This window comes from Streptomyces sp. NPDC046939, assembly GCF_040644575.1.
Classification (GTDB): Bacteria; Actinomycetota; Actinomycetes; order Streptomycetales; family Streptomycetaceae; genus Streptomyces.
Genome location: NZ_JBEYWV010000027.1, coordinates 96,649 through 117,752, shown reverse-complemented (window position 1 = coordinate 117,752; position 21,104 = coordinate 96,649). Strand labels below are relative to the sequence as shown.

The following is a 21,104-nucleotide window of genomic DNA, read 5'->3' as shown; positions in this document are numbered from 1 at the left end:
ACATTTCTCACAGAAAGGACGGCCAATGGAAAAGTACGGTGAGACGCTGTTCGCCCTCGACGCGGCGGAGGAGAACCGGCTCGCGCTCCTGGCGGACGTGTTCGACCCGCTGTGCCAGGAGACGCTGCTCGACCTCGGGATCGCCCCCGGCGCCCGCTGCCTGGAGGTCGGCGCGGGCTCGGGTTCGGTCGCCTCGTGGTTGTGCGAGCAGGCCTACGAGGGCGAGGTCGTCGCCACCGACATCGACCCCGCCCTCCTGGAGCGCCTCGAGCGCCCCCGGCTGCGACCCCTGCGCCACGACGTGACCCACGACCCGTTCCCCGAGGCGTCGTTCGACCTGGTGCACGCGCGGCTGGTGCTCAGCCACCTGCCGCAGCGCGACGACGTCATGCGCCGCATCCTGGGCTGGCTGAGGCCCGGCGGGTTCGTGCTGATCGAGTCGTTCTGCTGGTTCCCGGTGGACAGCTCACCGCACCCCCTCTACCGCAAGGTCATGCAGGCGTGGAGCGACCTGATCTGCGACACCCTGGGCACGGACAGCTGGTGGTCGCGCACCCAGCCGGCCTCCTTCACCGGTTACGGCTACCGCGAGGTCGGCGCGCGCACCCACACGCAGAACCTGCGTGGCGGGACCCCGCTCGCGGACTTCTGGCGCCTGACGGTCGACATGTCGTACGACCGGCTCGTCGCGGGGGGACACCTGAGCGCGGACGAACTCGGCGACTTCTACGCGCTGTTGCGGGACCCCGGCTTCTGGGACCTGGCGCCTGCCCTGGTCCAGGCCTGGGGGCGGAAGTAGTCCGCGCCCCGTGTCCCGCCCCACGACGCCTGGAGTCCTCATGTCATCCCCCGTCATCGCCGTACGGCCGCGCGCCCTGGACACACCCCGCGTCGGCCTGATCTCCTTCCTCAACTGCCGCCCCCTGCTGTGGGGGCTGTCCCGCACGCGGTCACTGCCGAACGTCACGCAGCTGAGCGCGGAAGCCGCCGGAGAACGCCTGGTCGCGGGCGATCTGGACCTGGGGCCGATCTCCCTGGCCGACTACCTGCGTCACACCGACGAACTGCTCCTGCTCCCCGGCCTCGCCATCGCCGCCGAGGGCGCCGTCATGTCCTGCAACATCGTCAGCCACGGCCGCATCGAGGAACTCCGCTCCCCCCGCGTGGGCCTGTCATCGACCAGCCGCACCACCGTTCTGCTCGCGCGGATCCTGCTGGAGGACGTCTTCGGCCTGTCGCCGGCCTACTTCAGCGGCCCGCCGGACACCGCGGAGCTGCTGCGTGCGGCGGACGCGGCCGTGGTGATCGGGGACCCCGCGCTGCGGACCTTCTTCGACAGCCGCGCCGGTACCCGGCCGTACGCCGGGGAGCCGGGCGACGACCGGGCCCGCGCGGACGGACCGCTCCACGTACACGACACGGCGTCGCTGTGGACGGAGTGGACCGGACTGCCCATGGTCTTCGCGGTGTGGGCGGTACGGCGGGAGTACGCGCGGCAGCGTCCCGAAGCGGTCGTCGCCGCGCACCGCTCCCTCCTGAACGCGCGTGACCTCGGCCTCGGATCGATCGACGCCGTATCGGCCGAGGCCGCGCGGGGCTCGGATCTCAGCGCGGCACAACTGTCCGTCTACTACCGCACGCTCCGCTACGACCTGGACTCGCGCGGCCTGCGGGGCATCGAGCGGTTCGCCGCACTGGCCGCGGCCCGGAGTGCGGTCCCCGCCCGCGGGGGTCTTGAAATGTTCGGCGCCGAGGCGGGACGGTGAACGGCCCCGCCGAGCTGGTCCGAGGCATCCTCGACCCCGCGTCCCGGCCGGACCCCTACGCGCTCTATGACGAGGTGCGGGCGGCGGAGCCGGTATGGATGGATGGCGAGCACCCGGTCGTCGTGTTCGCCTCCCACGCGGCGTGCGGCAGCATCCTGCGCGACCCGCGCGCCAGCAACGACCGCCGCCACGCCCTGATGTACCGGCGTTCCCTGGCCGGGGACGGTGGCGATGCGGTGCCACGGGCCGAGCTGCCGTCCTTCCTCTTCTCCGATCCGCCTCGCCACACTGCCCTGCGGCGGCTCGCCGCACCCGACTTCACGCCCGGCGCGGCCCGCAGGCTGACCCCGATGATCAAAGACCTGGTCGACGACCTGATCGACGAGATGGCGGCGGAAGCCGCGCGCGGGGCCGTCCTGGACGGCGTCGGCGGCTTGGCCTCCCCGCTGCCGGTCACGGTGATCTGCCACGTGCTGGGCGTCGACACCGGGGACCGGGACTGGTACCGCACGCGCTCGTCCCTGCTCGGGCGTGCCGTCGACCCGTACCCGGCCTTCGCGGGGACGCCGGTACCCGGCGAGGCCGACCGGATGCGGGCGGAGGCGGAACTGACGTCGTTCTTCACGGAGCTGGCGCACGCCAGGCGGACCGCGCCCAGGGACGACGTGATGTCCCGGCTCCTGGCCGCGCGGCCCGACGGCCGCCCGCTCTCCGACGACGAGGTGGTGACCACCTGCCGGCTGCTGCTCAACGCGGGCCACGAAACCACGGTCAACCTCATCGCCAACGGCCTGCTCGTCCTGTTGCGCCATCAAGACACCCTGGCCGCGCTGCGCGACGCGCCGTCGACGGCCGGGCAACTCGTCGAGGAGTTGCTCCGCTACGAGGCGCCGCTGCAGATCGTGCACCGCCACGCCCGGGAGGACATGGAGGTGCGGGGGACGAAGATCGGCCGGGGCACCACCATGGTGCTGCTCCTCGGCGGGGCCAACCGCGACGCCGAGGTGTTCTCCTGTCCGCACCGCCTGCGGGCGGGGCGGACCGAGGCGGTCCGTCACCTGTCGTTCGGCCTCGGGACGCACTACTGCCTCGGAGCCCCCTTGGGACGGCTGGAGGCGCGACTCGCCTTCGTACGGTTCGCCCAGCGGGTGGTGGAGCCGCAACTCGTCGACCGGGAAGCCGCGTTCAGGCCACATGTCGTCCTGCGCGGCCCGGAGACCGTGCCGATGCGTTCGGCCGGCTTCCTGGACCGCGACCTGCCCTGGGGGATATGAGCCGGGCCCGCGCAGGTCCGCGGCCCACGGCGGGGGGCCGGCGGCCTGCGGCGGGGAGCGGCCCCCGGTGGCCCGCCTCCCGCCGTGCGCCCCGGTCAGATCCAGTCGCGGCGGACCGCCTCCGCACCCGCCTGGAAGCGGCTCTGCGCGCCCATCCTGAGCATCACCCCCGCGATGACGCGCCTGAGCGTGCGCACGGACAGGCCGGTGCGCCGGGAGATGCCTTCGTCCGTGAGCCCCTCCGCCAGCAGCCGGAGCGCCTCGCGTTCGCGCGGCGTCAGTACGAGGGTTCCTTCCGCTCCCTCCCGCACGGGCAGCTCGGGTGCGCCGGAGCGGCTGCTCAGCTGCCAGGTCTCGTCGAAGACAGCTTTGTACGCCGCGGACAGCATCCTGCCCCGCAGGACCGCGCACCGCGGGTCATGGGCCGACTGCGCGGGCAGGACCGCGAGTTCGTCGTCGACCACCAGCATGGCTCCACCCGGCTGGGGCAGCGTCCGCGTACGGGCACCGGCCTCCTCGAACCCCCGGACGCTGCGGGCGAGCCGGTCCGGGCTCTCACCCGCCTCCCGCAGGAGCACGCGTACGTGGGTGCCTTGCGCAACGGCGGTACGGCTCAGCGCCTCGATCTGCCCGCACGCGCGGGGCGCCAGAAACCCCGCGGACAGCGTGAGGCTCAACTCCGCGACCCGCGTTCGCCGCACCATTTCATCGACGAGGGCCAGGCTGTCGGCCAGGCTCACGAGGCGCACCGTCGGCGGCACCGCCGGCAGGCCACCGGCGCCCGTTCTCGCCGCGGCGTCGGGCGCGTACCCTCCGGCGTTCGTCCTGCGTGTGGCTTGTCCCGTCCCCTGCATCGGATCCCCCGTAGTGAAAGTGTGTCCCCGTCGACCGCCGTCCGTACGGGAGCGCCGGATCGCGCTCGACCGCTCACGGGCGGCAGGTCAGTAACTGTGCGCCCGCGGGCCCGGAGCCGGACCGCGCTGGGCGGTGACGAGTGCCGTGAACGCGGGCTCCCCGTCCTGCACGGCGGTCACGCGCGTCGACACGTGGGTCGGCACCTGGCCGAGCAGGAGGTCCGCCTCGATCAGGCACGGCCGGTCGAACTCGACGTACCGATGGAACTCGCTGGCCATTGCCGTGATCATCGCCATGTCCGGGAAGGCGATGGTCTGGGTGGCCTGACGGGCCGCCTCCACAAGGAGCATCCCGGGCACATGATCCGTCGCGTGGTCGAAGAGGACCGGGTGGCGGCCGTCGACCCTCAGCCGGAACACGCCCTCAGCCCCGCCGGACGAGAGGACGACGTCCCGGGGGCGGTCCCGGCCCACGCGCTCCGCGGCAAGAGGCTCCGGTCCGGCCGCGGGCAGGTCCGAGCTGAGCACCGTGCTGTAGGGGCCCCGCAGACGGGCGATGACCGAAGGCGAATGGTTGGTGAAGCGCGTCGTCGCGCTGCCCAGGAGGGTCCTGTCGCGCCAGAGCGTGACTGACATCGACAGTGCGGCGAGGCGGTTGCCCCGGCGCACGACGTCCTGGCACTGGATCTCGAGGCGGATCTCGGCCGGGACCGAGGCGGCCAGCAGCGCCTCCTGCTGCACGGACCAGGTCAGGTTCTCCCAGATCTGGCTGTGGTCGCCGGGCGCGCCGTACCCGAGGTGGCTGAGCAGCGGTATGCACTGACGCACCGTCTCGGCCACGAGCAGCGGGTCGTGCCGCCCGGCGACGACGTCGTAGAAGCTGTGGGTCCGGGGCCACTGCGCGGTGACCGTGAAGGCGTCGGCACCGCGTCTTTCGTAGCCGGTGAGGAGGACTTCGCTGGCGGCGGACTTGTGGACCAGTTGCCGCGACACCGCGGTGGGTCCGGAAGTCGGGACGGTGTGGAACGTGGGCATAGCAGCACTCCGAACATCACGAACAGACGCCTGCGGGCGAAGAAGTGGGCACGAACGTCGTCGTCCGTGAGGACTCAAGATCTGCGCATCTGCAAGATAAAGGACGACTGTTTTTTTTGTCGACCCGCTTCCACACCGCCTGCGGGCATGCCCTGGCCGAACAGGAAGAACAAACGGCAACTTCTTGGATACTGACGGCGAGGTGACATTCGGCAGAAGAATTGCCTGTTCAGAGCGGTTGCTGAATGCTTGACAGGCACATGGCGATCCCCTTCGACGGGGTCGGGCACACACCCCGACCGTGACGATCGTCACATCGGCCCATGCGGCAAGCACGACCTTAAACAGGGCGATCGTTATGTAAATTATGGGCACGTCGAGTTGAACGCCGACGGAACAGCCGCCCGGCTGCTGCTCGTTTTGGGTTGATCTTTACTTCCGGTGGCGCGGGACGGGCCGCGCGCCGCACAGCAGACAAGGGCAGGACCATGACACAGGAGCGGGCCGCGCGGACACGAGCGGCCCTCATCCGGGCCGCCGCCGTCGAGTTCGACCGCTACGGCTACGCGACCACCTCCATGCACAGGATCGCGAAGTCCGCAGGGCTCTCGACGGGCGCCATCACCTTCCACTTCGCCAGCAAGGACGCGCTCGCCGACGCGGTCGTCGATCAGGCGCGCCGGCTCAGCCACGACCTTCCGGAGCGGGCCGTGCGCCCCATTCCGGAGCGGCAACCGTTGGTCAGGATCGGCGCCTTGGTCTCCGAACTGCTGCGCTGCGTTCACGACCATGCCGAAGTCCGCGGCTCCGTACGGCTCGAACTCGACCGGCCCCACGCGCGACCGACATGGTCGGCGCGCTGGTTCGAGGCGGTCAGGGAACTGGCCGCGCAGGCGCAGGGCAGCGGAGGGCTCCCCGGGCACCTGCGCGCCGAACAGATAGAGATGCTCGTGGCCCTGTTCGTATACGGAGCGAACCGCGGGAGCCACGAGCGGGCAGTGCCCTGGGAGGACTGCTCCCAGTTGTGGGCCGCTGTGTGGGAAGGTGTGCAGCGGAATTCCGGTGACCCGCAGGCGACGTCAAGTTCCATGTGAACGTTAAAATAAAGAGCGATCGTTTTCCGAAGGGACGGGTCCTCCGATGTCCAAGCGCCAAGAGCGTGCTGTGCGCACGCGGGAAACCGTCCTGCAAGCGGCGGCCGAAATCTTCGACGAGTGCGGGTACCACGCTGCCAGCATCCGGACGATCATGGATCGTGCCCAGGTCACGCAGGGTGCCATGTACTTTCACTTCAAATCGAAGCGCGACATCGCCGAGGCGGTCCTGGCGGCCCAGCAGAGCTTCGTCGAGTTGCCGAGCGGGCAGGACGGACTGCAACGCCTCATCGACACCAGTTATCACCTCGCGCGCGAACTCCAGGAGAACGTCCTTTTTCGGGCCAGCGTCCGCCTCGCCGTGGAGCAGCAGGAGTTCGGCGGCTGCGACGCGACCGCGTACGACGAGTGGGCGGACCAGTTCCACCGCCAGCTGACGGCCGCCCGCGCGCGCAACGAACTCCGCTTCGGCTTCGACGACCGCGAGTTCGCGACCATCCTGATGGCGTCGTACTCGGGAGTGCAGCTCTACTCCCACATCTCGACCGGCCGTCGCGACCTCATGCAGCAGATCGCCGCGCTGTGGCGCTATTTCCTGCCCGCGGTCGCGCGCGAGGAGGTCCTCACGCGCCTGCACGTCACTCCCCCGACGCCTGCCCGGACCGGCCTCGCCGTCTGACATGCGGATCGTCCTGACCGGAGGAACCGGCTTCATCGGCTCCGCCGTGCTGCGCGAACTGTCGCGCCTGCGGGAGAGTGACGGCGGGCAGCGGCACATCCGCGTGCATGCCGTCGGCCGTCGTCGGCCCCACGGGCTCGATCCCCTGCGCGACACCTGGGTGCCGTCGGATCTCGCCCGGCCCGCCTCCCTCGCCGGTGTGTGCGCCGGCGCGTCCGCGCTGCTGCACTTCGGCGGGGTCCTGAGCGGGGACGCGGCCGTCTGCCGCAGGGTGAACGTCGAGGGCACGGCCGCGCTGATGCGCGAGGCGCTTCAGGCTGGGGTCGGCCGGATCGCCCACCTGTCGACCGCCGCCGTCTACGGGCGCGGGCCCCACCGCCTGCGACACGTCGACGAGGTGCCCCCGGCTCCCGTGTCCGTCGCGAGCGCGAGCCGGTGGACCGCCGAACGTCACGCGCTGGATGCCGGGGCGGCCGTGCTGAGGCCGGGGCTCGTTCTCGGGCCCGGCGACCGGTGGGTGGCGCCCGCGCTCGCCGAACTCGCCCTGCGCGTCCCGGCCCTGTGGGACGGCGGCGCCCACCGGCACTCACTCGTCACCGTGGACAGCCTCGCGAAGCTGGCCGTCGGCACCGTCCTGGGCGAACGGCTCGTTCCCGGCGGCGTCTACCACGCCCATCACCCCGAGCCCTCCACCACGAAGGAGATCCTCGACAGCCTCGCCGGGCTCGGGGCGCTCCCCCGCCTGACACGGTGCCTGCCCTGGCGGGAGTCTTTGGAGGCGTTCCACGCGTCACGCGGAGCCGTCAGCGAGCGACAGTTCGCCCTGCTCGCCCTGGAACACACCTACGAGAGCAGCGACATCTGGGAGCGCACGCACCTCTCCCCCGGCCCGGCCGCACACATCCAGCTGGCCGGTACGGGCTTGTGACGCCCGTGTCCGGCGCGGCCATGGGGATCACCTATTCCCAGCACGCGAGTCAAGTCGGGGTGCATCCGCCCGGGGGTGATGGTCGTGATGGTGTATTCCGCGACGTCATTGAGGACAAAGGGGTCCTGCGCCGCAATCCGTTCGATGGTCGGACGGTCGACGTCACGTGCGATGATCACGCCACCCAGCGAAGTGGGTACGGTCTGGCCGGAGATGAGGAAGGTGCCGTCCTCGTGGTGTCGCTCCAGATAGGCGACGTGGTCGCGGACGAAAGGTTCGGCCTGCTGTTCAGAGGCCGTGTAGTGCAGAGACAGCAGATGCAGCATGCTCTTCTCCCGTTGTGCGACGATCGCGGGTGATCATGCCACCACGTACTCCCCTCCAGAAATGCGCGTCAGCGGGAGGGGCGAAGGCTTGGTGGGTGGTCGCGTGTAGCCCCGAGGGTCAGGTTCTCTGATTAAGAGTCCGGGTGAGTTCCCGGTTCGTGGCTGGACCCCTGAACCGCTGAACCCGGGCCGGGGCGTCACCGGAAGCGAGGGAGCCGTCTCCAAAGGCCGAGCGCGGCTCTGCCGCCCCGCGCAACAGGTGGCTTGGACTTCACTCTTGTCGCACCGAACGTCGTCGCCGAGTTCAGCGGTGACAGCGCTGCTGATGATGGCCATGCTCTGGCGGGGTTCTTGGCTCCTGCGGTGACGCCACGGGTGAAGGAGCGACCCTCATCTCGGGGAGTCCTGGCCCGGCGCCGGATTACGTAGCCACACCCTGTGATGTAACCGCGCTGGCGGTTACATCACCGAGAGTGGCGGCGACATCAACACGATGCACCACGAGACCGACGTCGCAGCATTCGGTGACCTGGTCCTGCACTGACCCATCGGCCGAAGCGTCCAAGGGGGCTCTCGTCCCGACGACTGTGTCGAGGGGCTGCGGCGGGTGCGAGGTTGGAGCGGACCTGAGACCTGGTGGCCTTGTCGGGCAGGGCGGCCGGGGGCAGTGGTGGCGCTCACGAGCCGGTCGGGGCCCGGCGCCTGACCGGGAACGGCCCCGCCGCACCCGGCTCCTGGACCCCGGTGACCCTGACCTTCCGCGACGGCTCGATGGGGGTGCGCGAATACGCCTCGCGGGCTCAGGCGCCTCGGGTGGGGCGGATGGCCGGCACGAACGGCAGGCGGGCCGCGTCCAGCGTGGTGCGGAAGTTGTCGATGTCGCCGTGAGCGCGTGGATGATCGGCCGCGGCAAGGGCCACGTGGTCGTCCACGCCTACCACTGACCCACCAGCTCCCCGACCGCCCGGCGCAGCTACGCGCCGGGCGGATGCGTGCCGCTGGGAAGGGGTTGGCGTCCAGGCTGGGCAAGCTGGGCAGGCAATGTTCCCGTTGCGGTGAACGCCTCGGTGAGCGGGGTGATCAGCGAGGCGAAGCGGCGGGCGCCCGCGGTGCCGATCGGCGCCCAGAGTGCGGCGCAGTGTTCGTCCGTCTCCTCCTCGATGCGCTCGCGTGCCGCACGGCCGGCGTCGGTGATCGTGCAGGTGGAGTCGATCCAGCCGCGGGCGACCAGGCGTGACGTCGCGGCGCTCCACTCCTCGTCGTTCCACTGCCGGGTCGCTCGCGCGAGAGGTGCCGGCAGGCGGCCGGTCGCGGTGTGCAGGACGAGGCAGTCGCACGGGCCGAGTCCGTTGTCGGCGAGTACGACGAGGTGAGCGTCGCCGCGCCATTCGCGCGCCACGGTGATCTGCTGCCAGAGTGCGACGAGGGGGTCCGCGGGGAGCGCGATCGAGGCGTTCGCGGCGGCCAGCACCTTGCCGGCGTAGTCGGCGCCGGCGACGACCGGGTCGATCAGCGAGCGCGCCTCGGCGAGATGGGTGTGTGTGAGGTGTACGCCGACGCGCCGCATCGCCCGGCCCGCGGCCAGGAAGCGGGCAGCCTGCCATCGCTCGGGGGGCGCGGCCTCCCAGACGCCCTCCATGGCCCGTACGGCACGTGGGCTGAAGTTGTAGAAGGCCGCGAGGGTGACCTGCCAGGGAACGGCGCCCAGCGCGGCCGACCGGAAGGCCAGGTAGGCCGGTCCGGACTCCGTCACGCCGAGCCCGGCCGCTTCCTCGGCGGTCTCGGGGACGAGGTAGATGAACAGGTGGGCGGCGCTGACGGCGTGGCTGACTTCGCGGACGGCGGTCAGGTCGATCGAGTCGTCGCCGGTACCGGCGCGGTGGGCCAGGGCGTCGGGGTGCATGGTCGTAGTGTCTTCTCCAGGGGTGCGGATCGGTCGGCGATGTCAGGCGGCTGTCTCGGCGGCGGGCGTCTCTGCGGTGGCGGTCAGCACCGCGCGCCCGAGGGTGTGACCGGCCATGGTGAAGCCGAGGACGGCCGGTGTCGCGTCGGCGGGGACGCCTATGGAGGGGACGTCGAGGGCGTGCACCACGACGAAGTAGCGGTGCGGTCCGTGTCCGGCCGGCGGTGCGGCGCCGATGTAGCGGGCCGCGCGGGCGTCGTTGGGCAACTGGTAGGCGCCTGCGGGCAGTTGCGCGCCGGCGTCCTCACCGGCGCCCTCGGCGAGTTCGGTGACGGTGGCGGGGATGTCGGCGACCGCCCAGTGCCAGAACCCTGACCCGGTGGGGGCGTCAGGGTCGTAGACGGTGACGGCATAGCTCTTGGTGCCCTCCGGCGCGCCGCTCCAGGAGAGCTGCGGAGACATGTCCTTCCCGCCGGGCAGGCCGGAGGAGAGCTGCTCGGGCGGCCAGGGCGCGCCGTCGCTGACGGTGGTGCTGGTGACGGTGAACGAAGCCGCCTGCGGGAGGCGGGCGAAGGGGTCGTTGGCAGACACAGCGGTCGCTCCTTCCGGATGAGTGGATGAGGGGCCCTCATCCACTGTGAATCGACCGTAACACGGATAATCGATTATTGGCGGAATCCTTCACGTGACCGTCTAGGATGGCCCCATGGCTCAGACGGTGGCTCAGACGGCTCCCTCATCGGCTCGGCCGGGCAAGCAGATGCTCTCCGAGCAGGTCTACGCACACCTGCGGGACGCGATCATGCGCGGGGACCGTCTCCCCGGGGCCGCCCTCAAGCCGCAGGAGCTGGCACGGGAGCAGGGCGTGAGCCTGGCCGTCGTGCGCGAAGCGCTCGTACGCCTGGTCGGCGACGGACTCGCCGACCGGCTGCCCAACCGCGGTTTCGCCGTACCGTCCTTCTCCGACCAGCGGTGGCAGGAGATCGCGGAAGCGCGTCGGACCATCGAACCGGTCGTCCTGCGCATGGCGATCGAGCGCGGCGACGTCGACTGGGAGGTTCGCGTGCGGGCCGCCCATCACCGCCTGGCGCGTACTCCGCCGTACGAGGCGCAGGAAGGCGAGTTCTACACCGCCGCCTGGGCCGAGGCGCACAGGGTCTTCCACCGCAGCCTGCTGGAGGGGTGCGGCAACCGCGCGCTGCTTGAGACCTTCGACCGGTTGTGGACCGCGAGCGAGCTGGCCCGCCGGTGGTCGGCGTACCGCAACCCCCACCGGGACGGCGCCGAGGAACACCGCAGGCTGGAAGAGGCGGCACTGGCCCGCGACGCCGAGACCGCGGCCGCGCTCCTCGTCCGGCATCTCACCCTGACCGCGTCGGCCCTGAGCGACGACAGGACCGAGCAGGCCGACTAGCGGTTGTCCGATGGGGTGTGTGGCTCCGTCCCTCATCTGTTCAGTGGGCTGTTTGCCCGGGAAGAACCGATTCGGCTGATCCCGATCGGGGGAGTGTGCGTGCGGCGGCGGAAGGCGAGGGGCATCTGTGGCTGCGACCACATGAACGTCCAGAAAGGACACCCCGTCATGTTCCTGCGTTCCCTCAGCGTCGCGGCCGGCGCCGCCCTGCTCATGATCGCCGTGCCCGGCTCGGCCACCGCCGCGGGCGGCCAGTTCCGCTACTCCTACACCACCGCTGACGGGTACGAGGCCACCGGATTCCTGACCAACCCCGCCAGCGAACAGTGCATCAACCTCGCCCCCGCCGCCTCCGAGCCCGGCGCCGCCGCGCGGGCCCCCAAGAACCACACGGACGCCACCGCCACCGTCTTCCTGGGCACCGACTGCGAGGGCGACACCTACTACACCCTGCCGCCCGGCAAGGGCGCCTCCGACCGCCTCCTCGTACGCTCCGTCGTCTTCTCCTGATCCCTCGTAGAGCTGCGGCTGTGCTGTGCCCTGGCGGGTGAGGGCGCAGGCCACCGCACAGCCTCGCGCGGGGCGGCTCCGTCAACAGTCACGGGCTCTCGCAGGTTCGGCGGTACGGCATGTCCCCGACGTAGGTGTTCCAGTGGGCGGGAGACAGGGCCCCTGCCGTGCGGCGGCACAGTGTGGTCACCGCGTGGTCCGGGTCGATGTCGAAGGTCTGGAGGAGTACGTGGGTGCCCGCCGCGCGTAGCTTGCCGCCGTCCTGGGAGAAGGCCAGGGAGACGATTCCGTCGCCGGCTGTGGGGAGGCCGGAGCCCAGTTGCTGGCGGGAGTTGACGTCCCACAGCCGGAGTGTGCCGTGCGATCCGACGGCGGCCAGGGTGGCCGCGTCGGGGGAGAACGCCAGGGCGGTGGTCTCCTCGCGTTCCCCTGGTGCGCCGTCGGTCAGGCCGCCGGAGAGCAGGCCGAGTGAGGTGTGCCGTCGGGCGTCCCACAGCGTGATGCGGCCGGAGGGGTCCGTCATGGCGATCAGTGCGCCGTCGCTGCTGAGCGCGGATACGCAGGCGCAGTCCCCTACCGGCAGGTGCCGGGTCCTGCCGGTGGCTGTGGTGATCAAGACGCCGTCGCTCGTCAGCAGGGTGCGGCCGTCGGCGGCGGCTGTTCCCACGTCGGTACTCGTCCCGGAGTCGTCCCCTTCGTCCTGCACGCGGATGGTGCGCAGTTTCTTGCCGCTGGAGGCGTTCCACACGGTGATGCCCGCCTCGTCGCCTGCCGTGCGCAGCTCGTGTCCGTCGGGCGAGAGCGCGAAGGTCATGAAGGAGCCGGGCTCAGTGGTGCGCAGCTCGGTGAGCCGGTGGTGGCGTCGGGTGTCCCAGACCGTGATGCGCTCAGAAGTGCTGAAGTCGTCCAGGCGGCCGGAGCCGTAGGCGAGACGGCTTCCGTCCGCGCTCAGCGACAGGATCGGTTCGTACAGGTCGGCGTCGTCGGCGGGTGGTGGGGTCGGAGACGGGGCGTCCGAGAGATGGCGGCCCGTGCGTGCGTCGAAGAGGCTGAGGCGGTGGATCTTCTTGTCCTGGCGCAGGACGGCCAACGTGCTGCCGTCCTGGCTGAGGACGGTCTGCCGTAGGGGGTGAGCGCGCCAGTCCGGTGTGAGTGCCGCACTCACGTCGAGCGCGTGGACGGTCTTTTTGCCGCCGGGCGCCTGCTCGACGTAGCGCAGGACGCGGGTGTGCGCATCGATCCGTAGATCCGTGGGATCGCCGCCGTCGGTCAGGAGGTGGCGGAAGACGGGAGCCTCTGGGCGGTCCAGGCGCCAGAGGAGGATGTCGGTGGAGCCACGGCTCACCGCGTACCGCCCGTCCGGCGTGAACAGGGCTTCCTGCGGCTCCACTTGTTGGAGTCGGGGCAGCTCCTTGCCGGTGGAGACGGTCAGTCTCCGCAGCCCGTAAGCGTCTTCCACGGCCAGGTAGCGACCGTCCGGGGTGAATTGCAGTCTGTCGTCCGGTGCGCAGGTGCGTCGGCCATGCCAGGCCGTGTCGGCGCGGCGGTTCGAGCGCATGTCCCACAGGACCACACCGCGTGTCGTGCACAGGGCCAGCAGTCGGTTGTCCAGGCTGACGTCGCTGCCGGCCATCGTGCTGATGTCGGGGAACGTACGGGAGAACAGTTGCCGTCCGGAGCGCAGGTCCCAGACGTCCATACGGTCGTCGGTCTGGGTGAGGAGGGCATTCCTGCTGAAGCTCTGCATGGTGGCCCCTGTGCTCACGGCACCACCGACGCTGCCTGTCGGCGTCCCGGGTCCGACCGCCCCGATGACGACTTCGTCGGTTTCGGTGAGCGGCTCGGAGGGGCCGACGGGGCGCCCCTGGTAGTGGGCGGCCCGGATGTTCCACAGGCGCTGTTGGTAGCCCGTGTCGGTGGACACGAGCAGGTAGCGTCCGTCCGCGCTGATGTCGATGTCCTCGGCTGGGGCACCGTCGGTGTGCGGCGCCTTGTAGGTGCCCGTGCGTCGGTGGGTCCGGAGATCCCAGAGCGTGACCTGTTTCTTGCCTACGTCGATCAGCGTGCGGCCGTCGGGGCTGAGTCGCAGGGTGCTCTCGGACTCCGTGGGTGGTGTGAAGGGCGGCAGTTCGTCCTGGCCCAGTGCTCCGAGCAGCGCCGAGCGGGTTTCCGGTGTGGGGCTGAGCCGCCAGGCGGCGATGCTGAGCTGGAGTGCGGTGCGCGGTTCGGAGGTGCGCAGGTCGACGGCCGCGGTGGCCGCGCGGCGGGCGGCGGCGTCGACGCGCCGGTGTTCGCTCGTCCGGTTCTGCTGCCAGGCCACGACGCCCGCGATCAGGGTGAGTACAAGGAGCAGACACGCGACGCCGGTCACGGTGCGCCGTCGTCGGCGGTCGCGGGTGCGGGCCGCCACGGCCGCGTCCAGGAACTCGCGTTCATCGGGGGTCAGGCCCATGTGGTCCGGGTCACCGAGCGCCTCCTCCGCTTCGGCCAGCCGTGCTCCGCGGTACAGCGAGCCCGCGTCCCGGTCCAGTTCGACCCAGAGGGCCGCGGCCTCGGTGAGGCGGCGCAGGACGCGCAGCCGGTGGCGGTCCTCCTCGATCCAGCCGCGCAACCGGGGCCATGCGGTGATCAGCGCCTCGTGGGCGAGGTGGACCGTGCTTCCGTCGAGGGTGATCAGGCGGGCGCGGGCGAGGCGGTCGAGTACGGCGTCGAGTTCGGGGGCGATTTCGGGGGCGAGTCCGGGGTCGGCGGGCGGGCGGTCGTCCCGCGCCGGTCCGCGTCGAGCGCCCGCGTCCGTCCGGAGCTCCGAACGGTCCACGGGGCGGCATGTGTCGGCGGTGCCGTCGCCGGGGGCGATCAGGCGGAGCATGATCCGGCGTGCCAGGGTCGCCTCGGCGTCGGTGAGCGTGGCGTACACGTCCTCCGCGGTCTGGGCGATGGCGCCGCGCACGCCGCCCGCGGCCTCGTACGCCCGCAGGGTCAGTGCTCTGCCCGAGCGCCGACGCCAGGTCTCGAGGAGTGCGTGCGAGAGCAGGGGCAGGCCGCCCGGTTCGCCGGCCACCTCGTCGAGCAACTGGGCGGTCAGGGCGCGCTCCACGGTCAGTCCCCGTACCCCGGCCGGACCGACGATGGCCCGGCGCAGGTCGTCGCGGCTCATGGGGCCGACGGGCACGCTCGCGTCGCCGATCACCCGTACCAGCTCCGGGTGTTCGAGGCAGCGGCCGTAGAAGTCGGCGCGTACGCCGAGCACCAGCCGCAGGCGGCTGCCTCGTTGTCCGGCCGTGAGCAACATGTCGATGAAGCGGGCGCGTTCGGCCGGATCCGAGCAGAGGGTGAAGACCTCCTCGAACTGGTCCACCACCACCAGCGTGTCGCCCGCGCCCTCGGCGGGGCGCAGTCGGTCCGCGTGGGTGCGGGCCGGGTGTGCGCCGGGCGTCAGGATCCGTATCGCGGCGAGGCGCAGGGCGGGTTCGGTGCGCGGAGCGGACTCGCCGCGCAAAGCGGACTCGCCGCGCAAAGCGGGCTCGCCGCGCAGAGTGGGTTCGCTCGCCTGTCTGAGGCGGGGGACCAGGCCGGCCCGCAGCAGGGACGACTTACCGCTGCCGGACGAGCCAAGGACGACCGCGCAACGGTGTTCCCGGGCCAGTTCCACAAGATCGTCGATCAGTTGGTCCCGGCCGAAGAACACGTCGGCGTCGCCCGGTTCGAATCGGGTCAGGCCCCGGTAGGGCGAGTCGGCGGAGGGCTCCTCCTCCCGTGGTACGGCCGCGACTTCGTTCGCCGCCTCCTGCCACCGTTTCTCCCATTCGGCGGGGTCCCCTCCGCATGCGGTCGCGTAGGCCAGGGTCACCGCCAAGGTGGGCAGCCGTTCTCCCGCCGCCGCCTGGGACAGCGCGGGTGGTGAGTACGACGATCTCTGTGCCATCGCTCGGTACGTCGGCCCGCCCGCCTCGGCGCGCAGCGCCCGTAACTCCGCGGCGAAACGCTGCACCGGCCCCGCGTCCGCGTCGAGCGGCTTCTCAGGACGCCCCATGTTCCTGTCCCCCTGCCAGTCACCCGGGTTGTCGTTCCCCGTTGTCGTTCCCCGTTGTCGATCGGCGCCCACGGTAGGGCGCCCCTTGGTGGGCGGCCAGACCGTTTCCGGCGCCTGCCGCCGTTGATTACCTGCACGAACGAGGGCTGCTAATCAATCCGGCGCGCGGTGAAGTCGTTGTCGAGCGGCACCGCCCGGCGCCGTTCACCGCCCGCCGTCCGTACGACGGACCGGCCGGCACACACGTGCACCACGAGACAAGACAGCGACAGGAAGGAACTCCCATGACCGAGCCCGCACAGACGCCGCCCGAGATGCCGCCCTACCCCGTGGGCGGTGCGGGGATCTTCGACGTGGACCCCGACCAGAGCGGTGTCAGCCAGAGCCCCGACGCGGTCGTGACCGGCGATGTCCAGGTGCTGACGGAAGACGTGGAGGTCTGACATGGGCAACGTACAGGGCATGCTGGCCGCCGCACGCAAGCTCCTTGGCACCGCGGAGCACCCGCCCGGCTCGAACCGCAACCTCGTCACCAAGTGGTACGGGTTCTCCGGCCCCTGGTGCGACATGGCCGTCAGTTACGCGGCCGCCCACTCCGACAACCTGTCCGCGATAGGCGGGAAGTTCGCCTACACCGTCGCCCACGCCCGCGCCTTCCAGAGCAAGGGCCGCTGGCACTACGGGATCGGTGGGATCCGCCCGGGTGACGTCGTGTTCTTCGACTGGTCGGGGTCCCGCTCCATCGGCGCCATCGACCACGTCGGCATCGTCGAGGCGGTGCACTCCAACCGTACGATCACCACGCTGGAGGGCAACACGTCCGACGCCTTCCGGCGCCGGCGGCGCAACGCGGCCTGCATCGTCGGCTACGGGCGTCCCGCCTACAAGGGCGGCAGCGCTCCGATGCCGAGCACCGACGGCATCCTGCGCAAGGGCTCCAAGGGGCAGGCCGTCAAGACGCTCCAGAAGAACCTGAACACGGTGCAGAACGCCAAGCTCACCGTGGACGGTGACTTCGGGGCCGCCACCGACAAGGCAGTGCGCGTCTTCCAGGCGGCGCACCACCTGACGGTCGACGGTGAGTACGGGCCAAAGTCGGCGGCGATGATGAAGGCGGCCCTCGCCGGTCGCAGCAAGCCGATCCGGCCGACCGCCCTCGTCGCCACCGGCGCGCTCGAGGTCGACGGCGAGTTCGGGCCGGCCACCTGCGCCGCGCTCCAGCGGACGCTGAACAGCCGGATCCAGGCCGGGCTCGATGTCGACGGGGCGTTCGGGCCGCTCACCATCAGCGCGCTCCAGCGCTATCTGAAGGTGACGCAGGACGGTGTCGTCGGCCCGAAGACGGTCACGGCTCTCCAGGCGCACCTGGGCGCGGCCACCGATGGCGAGTGGGGGCCGGACACCACCCGCCTGTTGCAGAAGGCACTGAACGGCGGCGCCTTCTAGCGCTTGCCCGGGGCGTTCGCCCAGGCACTCGCCCGGGCCGGGAGGCCGCCGCGGTCATCGCTGGCGCGGTCTTCCGGCCCGGGCACAGGTCAGTCCTGCGGCCCTCGACATCCAAGCCTCCCGACGCTCCAGGCCAGTATGGGGTTTCAGTACGGGGAACGCGCCGGGTGGGGACCAGCCCTTCGAGATCCGGTTCCGTGCCCCGGGCCGATCTGTTGTGGTCGGCCCGGATCACCAGCTATCCGCACTCCATCGAGCGCGTCCCGGGACCGGCTGCACGTGTTCGGTCCCTCCAGCAGCCACCAGCGACCTGGCCAATTGACGGGGTGCAATATCGCGTAGCCAATGGGTTGCTGTGCTGGCAGTCTTGGAGCGTGCCAGGGGGTGTAGCTCAGAGGCCAGAGCGCCGGTCTCCAAAACCGGATGCCGCAGGTTCGACTCCTGCCGCCCCTGCAACAAGCCACGATTCGCGCGGCGTAGCCGTCCGTGTCTACGCTTCACCGCGCCATGGTGCTGAAGCGCCGGAAGCAGCCGGAAGCATCGGCAGGCCTGCCGCCACGTCGGATGCCAGGCCCCCTCCTCCGGCAGCGGACCGCGGGCAGCTCCGCCCAGCCGCCCTGCGGGATCCGGGTCGCCCACCGGGGCACAGGGCCGGAGACCAAGAGGCCATGATCCGTGAAGTGGCCGCGGCGAACCTGCGATTCGCCGGGTCCCAGGCCAAAACCACGCGCTTGTAGTTGCCGTGGAGGCGGCGCTCGAACTCGGCGTAGGTGCACGGCACGCCGGAGATGCCCATCATCTCGCTCACCCGCCGCCGCCCCACCAGGGTCAAGCTCTCGGTCTCGTGTAGGTGGCGGCGCTGACGGCCGTACAGATCGATCCAGTCTCGGCCCGACAACCGTGGTTGCCAGGACGTAGGGCAAGCCCTCGCCAGCTATCCGATGGTGGCCGTGGACCGTGTCGTCGTACCGCCTCTGCCTGGCGCGTCCTCACCCCTGGTTGTTGTCGAGCAACCAGGAGATGCGCGGAACGCCGTAATCCGCAGGAACGCGATCGACGTCCCGTGGAGGTAGTCACGGGGGAACTCGTAGTGCGCGATCCACGGGTAGATCTGCTCGAAGCCCCGCTACGGATCCATGTGCCAGATGCGGCACGACCGGCTGTGACGGCCGCGGCCGGTCCCTTCCGTGGGAAGCCGTGCTGTGGAAGGGGCCCGAGTGATGGCCCGTCACGCCATCGCGGTGGTCGCTGCCTCCTGGAGCAGAAAGGCCGCGAGGGCGGCGAAGGTCACTCCGGCGATCGTGTTCACCGTGACGGCCGTGCGGCGGCCCCGGACCAGGCCCTGGCCGAGTCGGCCCGCGCACAGGCCGATGGTGCTGTCCCAGAGGAGCCCCATCACCAGGAAGATCAGTCCGAGGATGAGCAACTGGAGCCAGAGCGGGCCGTGGCCGGGGCTGGTGAAGCGGGGGAGGAACGCGGCGAAGAACAGGACGGTCTTCGGATTGAGCAGATTTGTCAGGACGGCCCGGCGCAGCACCTGGTGCTCGGGCGGCGTCCGGGGAGCGGCATCCGGCACCTCGCGGGCCGAACGGATCGTGGTCACCGCCAGCCGGCCGAGATAGAGACCGCCTGCCAGTTCCACGAGGACCAGCGCGGCCGGGGTCGAGCGCAGCAGGACGGCGAGGCCGAGTGCGGCTGCGGTGACGTGCACGACCATGCCCAGGGCCATGCCGGTGGCGGAGACCAGACCGGCCCGGGGTCCGCGCTCCAGGGCCACGGCCACGATGTACGCGGCATCGGGCCCTGGAGCGACGGTGATGACCGCAACCGCCGCCAAGTAGGCCGGCAGGAGAGTGAGGTCCAGCATGACAACCTCCGAGCCCTGAGCGACGTAACGCTTGCATGGCTTTCATCACGTTACCTACTCGGGTGGCCCGATGCAACGTGATGACGACCCTTAGCGCGTTACGATGGGGCATGGCACTCACTCTCACGGACATCCCCCTTGAGACGCTGACGCGGCTCGTCAACGGCTGGGGCACGTTGCCGCGCCAGGAGGACGGCCGGGGGCAGGACCCGCACCTGCCGGTCGCCGATGTCGCGCCCGGCCTCGGCCTGCCCGAGCACGTGAGCGCCGCGCTGACCCCTGAGTCGCTCGCCGACGCGGCGGACCGTCTGCACCCCGTCTTCGCCGCGCCGGACGCCGGGACGTGCGCGCGGGAACTGACCGGCCTGCTGTCCGCCGCCGGGGTGCGCCCCGTCGTGGAGAGCGACGACGCCGGGGCGCTCCGCGCGCTCTGGTGCGTCGACGACGCCGGGCAGGCGCTGCTCGCGGCGGCGGCGACCACCCTGCGCCGGTACCTCGCCGAGCACGGGTTCACGCGTATCGGGATCTGCACCGCCGGCCACTGTGCCGATGTCTACATCGACCAGTCGCCGGGCGGCCGTCGCCGGTTCTGCTCGGTGACCTGCCAGAACCGGACGCGCGTCGCGGCGTTCCGCAGTCGCAGAGCGGCTGCCGCCGAGGGCGCGTCCGGTTCTGGGGGCCGGGTCAGGGGCGGGTGAGCGAGGGGGCGCCGCTCCTCACCCAGCGGCGTCTCCCGCATGCGCTCTTCCCGGAAGATCTGACTCCTGCCGAACGCCTGACGGGCTGACCCGACGGACAGGCCGAGGCGTTTCGTCAGCCACCACCCATGTCGAACTGCTCCGCGTGTTCGGAATCCGCGGTCGGCCTTCTTCTACCGTTCCGGAAGAGCTTCAGGCGCGGGAGGTCGAAGCTCGGCGTTATGTCGGGGAATTCAGGTGGAGGCAGTGGAGTCGGTTGTGCGGTTGGAGAAGGCACCGGAGGATTGGTTAGGGCTGGAGATCACCCGGGAGGGTCTGCCGGGTGTGCTGCCGGTCCGAGCAAGGGGCGGCGGTCCGGGGGGAATGGGTGCCCGGACCGTTCGTGGTGTCTGTCACCTCGTCAGTTGGGCCGGATCGTCCAGGCGTGTCAGCTTGTGTGGGTTGCGTACCACGTAGATGCGTGTGATGCGGGCGTTCTCGATCTCCAGGCTCACCGCGGCCGGCTCGCCGTCGAAGTCGATGCGGCCGGCGGGGGCGCCGTTGAGCCACACGGGTGTCGTGTCGAGCGCCTCGACGAGCTGTTTCGCCCTGGCGAGCACCGGCGCCACTTCGGTGGCGCCGCGGATCGGTGCCAGCGCGGCCGCGACGATCCCGCCTCCGTCGGCGATCATGACCACGTCGGGGGACATGACGTCGAGCAGGTCCTGCAGTTTGCCGGTGCGCATCGCGGTCAGGAAAGGGTCCACGACGGCCTGTTGCTCGGTGCGGCTGACCTGCATGCGCGGTCGGCGGGCCGCCACGTGCTCGCGGGCGCGCCGCGCGATCTGCCGTACCGCGGATGCTGTCTTGCCGACGGCCGTGGCGATCTCCCCGTACGGCATGTCGAAGACCTCGCGGAGTACGAACACGGCGCGTTCGGTCGGTGCGAGCGTTTCCAGGACGGTCAGCATCGCGATGGAGACGCTTTCCGCGAGTTCGACGTCCTCCGCCACGTCGGGGCTGGTCAGCAGCGGCTCCGGGAGCCACTCCCCCACGTAGTCCTCGCGGCTGCGGGACAGTGAGCGCAGCCGGTTGAGGGACTGCCGGGTGACGGCCCGCACGAGGTAGGCCCGTGGTTCGCGCACCTCGGAGCGGTCGACGCCGGCCCAGCGCAGCCAGGTCTCCTGGAGCACGTCCTCGGCGTCGGCAGCCGAGCCGAGCATCTCGTAGGCGACCGTGAACAGCAGGTTGCGGTGGAGGACGAACGGGTCGTCGGTCATAGCGTCATGAGTCACAAC

20 protein-coding genes and 1 tRNA gene are annotated in these 21,104 nt (G+C 70.9%); 12 read left to right on the top strand and 9 right to left on the bottom strand.

Annotated elements, in window-relative coordinates:
• Window positions 1-25: 25 nt before the first annotated feature.
• The 3 genes from ABZ877_RS27530 to ABZ877_RS27520 are packed head-to-tail and all read left to right on the top strand — an operon-like array spanning window position 26 to window position 3,040.
• Window positions 26-799 carry a methyltransferase domain-containing protein gene (locus tag ABZ877_RS27530; RefSeq protein WP_361075932.1) on the top strand — a complete coding sequence of 258 codons (774 nt, stop codon included), beginning with the start codon at window positions 26-28 and terminating at the stop codon, window positions 797-799.
• A 40-nt stretch (window positions 800-839) separates the two neighbouring features.
• A complete protein-coding gene (locus ABZ877_RS27525) occupies window positions 840-1,766 on the top strand; it encodes a menaquinone biosynthesis protein (RefSeq protein ID WP_361075929.1) in 927 nt (308 codons plus the stop codon).
• The gene (locus tag ABZ877_RS27520; RefSeq protein WP_361075926.1) at window positions 1,763-3,040 is read left to right on the top strand and encodes a cytochrome P450; all 1,278 of its coding nucleotides are present in this window, start codon (window positions 1,763-1,765) and stop codon (window positions 3,038-3,040) included. Before ABZ877_RS27525 ends, ABZ877_RS27520 begins: the two co-directional genes overlap by 4 nt.
• Before the next feature lie 95 nt (window positions 3,041-3,135).
• On the opposite strand, the gene ABZ877_RS27515 is transcribed toward ABZ877_RS27520, so the two are convergent.
• Both ABZ877_RS27515 and ABZ877_RS27510 read right to left on the bottom strand, forming a co-directional pair.
• On the bottom strand, window positions 3,136-3,780 hold the full coding sequence (locus ABZ877_RS27515; RefSeq protein ID WP_361075923.1) for a LuxR C-terminal-related transcriptional regulator: 645 nt from the start codon (window positions 3,778-3,780) through the stop codon (window positions 3,136-3,138).
• A 201-nt stretch (window positions 3,781-3,981) separates the two neighbouring features.
• Window positions 3,982-4,929 (bottom strand): ScbA/BarX family gamma-butyrolactone biosynthesis protein, encoded by a 948-nt coding sequence (locus tag ABZ877_RS27510; protein WP_361075921.1) that lies wholly within the window; start codon window positions 4,927-4,929, stop codon window positions 3,982-3,984.
• A 488-nt stretch (window positions 4,930-5,417) separates the two neighbouring features.
• Here ABZ877_RS27510 and ABZ877_RS27505 point away from each other — a divergent pair, with 488 nt between their 5' ends.
• From ABZ877_RS27505 to ABZ877_RS27495, 3 genes are all read left to right on the top strand, one after another.
• On the top strand, window positions 5,418-6,023 hold the full coding sequence (locus tag ABZ877_RS27505; protein WP_361075918.1) for a TetR/AcrR family transcriptional regulator: 606 nt from the start codon (window positions 5,418-5,420) through the stop codon (window positions 6,021-6,023).
• 70 nt (window positions 6,024-6,093) lie between these two features.
• Window positions 6,094-6,702: a ScbR family autoregulator-binding transcription factor gene (locus tag ABZ877_RS27500; protein WP_361075914.1), complete on the top strand. Its 609-nt coding sequence runs from the start codon at window positions 6,094-6,096 to the stop codon at window positions 6,700-6,702.
• Between the two features lies 1 nt (window position 6,703).
• Window positions 6,704-7,630, top strand: a complete 927-nt coding sequence (locus tag ABZ877_RS27495) for an NAD-dependent epimerase/dehydratase family protein (protein WP_361075911.1) — start codon at window positions 6,704-6,706, stop codon at window positions 7,628-7,630.
• Here ABZ877_RS27495 and ABZ877_RS27490 read toward each other — a convergent pair.
• The 4 genes from ABZ877_RS27490 to ABZ877_RS27475 all read right to left on the bottom strand — a co-directional run bounded on the left by ABZ877_RS27490 (window position 7,546) and on the right by ABZ877_RS27475 (window position 10,450).
• Complete coding sequence (locus ABZ877_RS27490) at window positions 7,546-7,956, bottom strand: YciI family protein (protein ID WP_361075909.1); 411 nt, start codon at window positions 7,954-7,956, stop codon at window positions 7,546-7,548. The two genes, ABZ877_RS27495 and ABZ877_RS27490, sit on opposite strands and share 85 nt — an antisense overlap.
• Before the next feature lie 800 nt (window positions 7,957-8,756).
• A complete protein-coding gene (locus ABZ877_RS27485; protein ID WP_361075906.1) occupies window positions 8,757-8,888 on the bottom strand; it encodes a hypothetical protein in 132 nt (43 codons plus the stop codon).
• A 41-nt stretch (window positions 8,889-8,929) separates the two neighbouring features.
• Window positions 8,930-9,859 (bottom strand): hypothetical protein, encoded by a 930-nt coding sequence (locus ABZ877_RS27480; RefSeq protein WP_361075904.1) that lies wholly within the window; start codon window positions 9,857-9,859, stop codon window positions 8,930-8,932.
• Window positions 9,860-9,901: 42 nt separating this feature from the next.
• Window positions 9,902-10,450, bottom strand: a complete 549-nt coding sequence (locus ABZ877_RS27475; protein ID WP_361075901.1) for a YbhB/YbcL family Raf kinase inhibitor-like protein — start codon at window positions 10,448-10,450, stop codon at window positions 9,902-9,904.
• Between the two features lie 115 nt (window positions 10,451-10,565).
• On the opposite strand from ABZ877_RS27475, the gene ABZ877_RS27470 reads away from it, so the two are divergent.
• Window positions 10,566-11,273, top strand: coding sequence for a GntR family transcriptional regulator (locus ABZ877_RS27470; RefSeq protein WP_361075898.1), 708 nt, complete (start codon window positions 10,566-10,568; stop codon window positions 11,271-11,273).
• Between the two features lie 168 nt (window positions 11,274-11,441).
• Window positions 11,442-11,783 carry a hypothetical protein gene (locus tag ABZ877_RS27465; RefSeq protein ID WP_361075895.1) on the top strand — a complete coding sequence of 114 codons (342 nt, stop codon included), beginning with the start codon at window positions 11,442-11,444 and terminating at the stop codon, window positions 11,781-11,783.
• A gap of 88 nt (window positions 11,784-11,871) precedes the next feature.
• Here the strand turns inward: ABZ877_RS27465 and ABZ877_RS27460 are convergent, their stop codons facing one another.
• Window positions 11,872-15,816 carry a hypothetical protein gene (locus ABZ877_RS27460; RefSeq protein WP_361075892.1) on the bottom strand — a complete coding sequence of 1,315 codons (3,945 nt, stop codon included), beginning with the start codon at window positions 15,814-15,816 and terminating at the stop codon, window positions 11,872-11,874.
• A gap of 284 nt (window positions 15,817-16,100) precedes the next feature.
• Here ABZ877_RS27460 and ABZ877_RS27455 point away from each other — a divergent pair, with 284 nt between their 5' ends.
• The 3 genes from ABZ877_RS27455 (at window position 16,101) to ABZ877_RS27445 (ending at window position 17,715) form a co-directional block, all read left to right on the top strand.
• Entirely contained in the window at window positions 16,101-16,259 is a 159-nt protein-coding gene (locus ABZ877_RS27455) for a hypothetical protein (protein ID WP_361075890.1), read from the top strand.
• A 1-nt stretch (window position 16,260) separates the two neighbouring features.
• A complete protein-coding gene (locus tag ABZ877_RS27450) occupies window positions 16,261-17,262 on the top strand; it encodes a peptidoglycan-binding protein (protein WP_361075887.1) in 1,002 nt (333 codons plus the stop codon).
• Window positions 17,263-17,642: 380 nt separating this feature from the next.
• Window positions 17,643-17,715 (top strand) — tRNA-Trp (locus ABZ877_RS27445).
• A 775-nt stretch (window positions 17,716-18,490) separates the two neighbouring features.
• On the opposite strand, the gene ABZ877_RS27440 is transcribed toward ABZ877_RS27445, so the two are convergent.
• Window positions 18,491-19,129: a LysE family translocator gene (locus ABZ877_RS27440; protein WP_361075884.1), complete on the bottom strand. Its 639-nt coding sequence runs from the start codon at window positions 19,127-19,129 to the stop codon at window positions 18,491-18,493.
• Window positions 19,130-19,239: 110 nt separating this feature from the next.
• On the opposite strand from ABZ877_RS27440, the gene ABZ877_RS27435 reads away from it, so the two are divergent.
• On the top strand, window positions 19,240-19,827 hold the full coding sequence (locus tag ABZ877_RS27435) for a CGNR zinc finger domain-containing protein (RefSeq protein ID WP_361075881.1): 588 nt from the start codon (window positions 19,240-19,242) through the stop codon (window positions 19,825-19,827).
• 392 nt (window positions 19,828-20,219) lie between these two features.
• Here ABZ877_RS27435 and ABZ877_RS27430 read toward each other — a convergent pair whose 3' ends face one another.
• Entirely contained in the window at window positions 20,220-21,086 is an 867-nt protein-coding gene (locus ABZ877_RS27430) for an RNA polymerase sigma-70 factor (protein ID WP_361075984.1), read from the bottom strand.
• Window positions 21,087-21,104 lie beyond the last annotated feature (18 nt).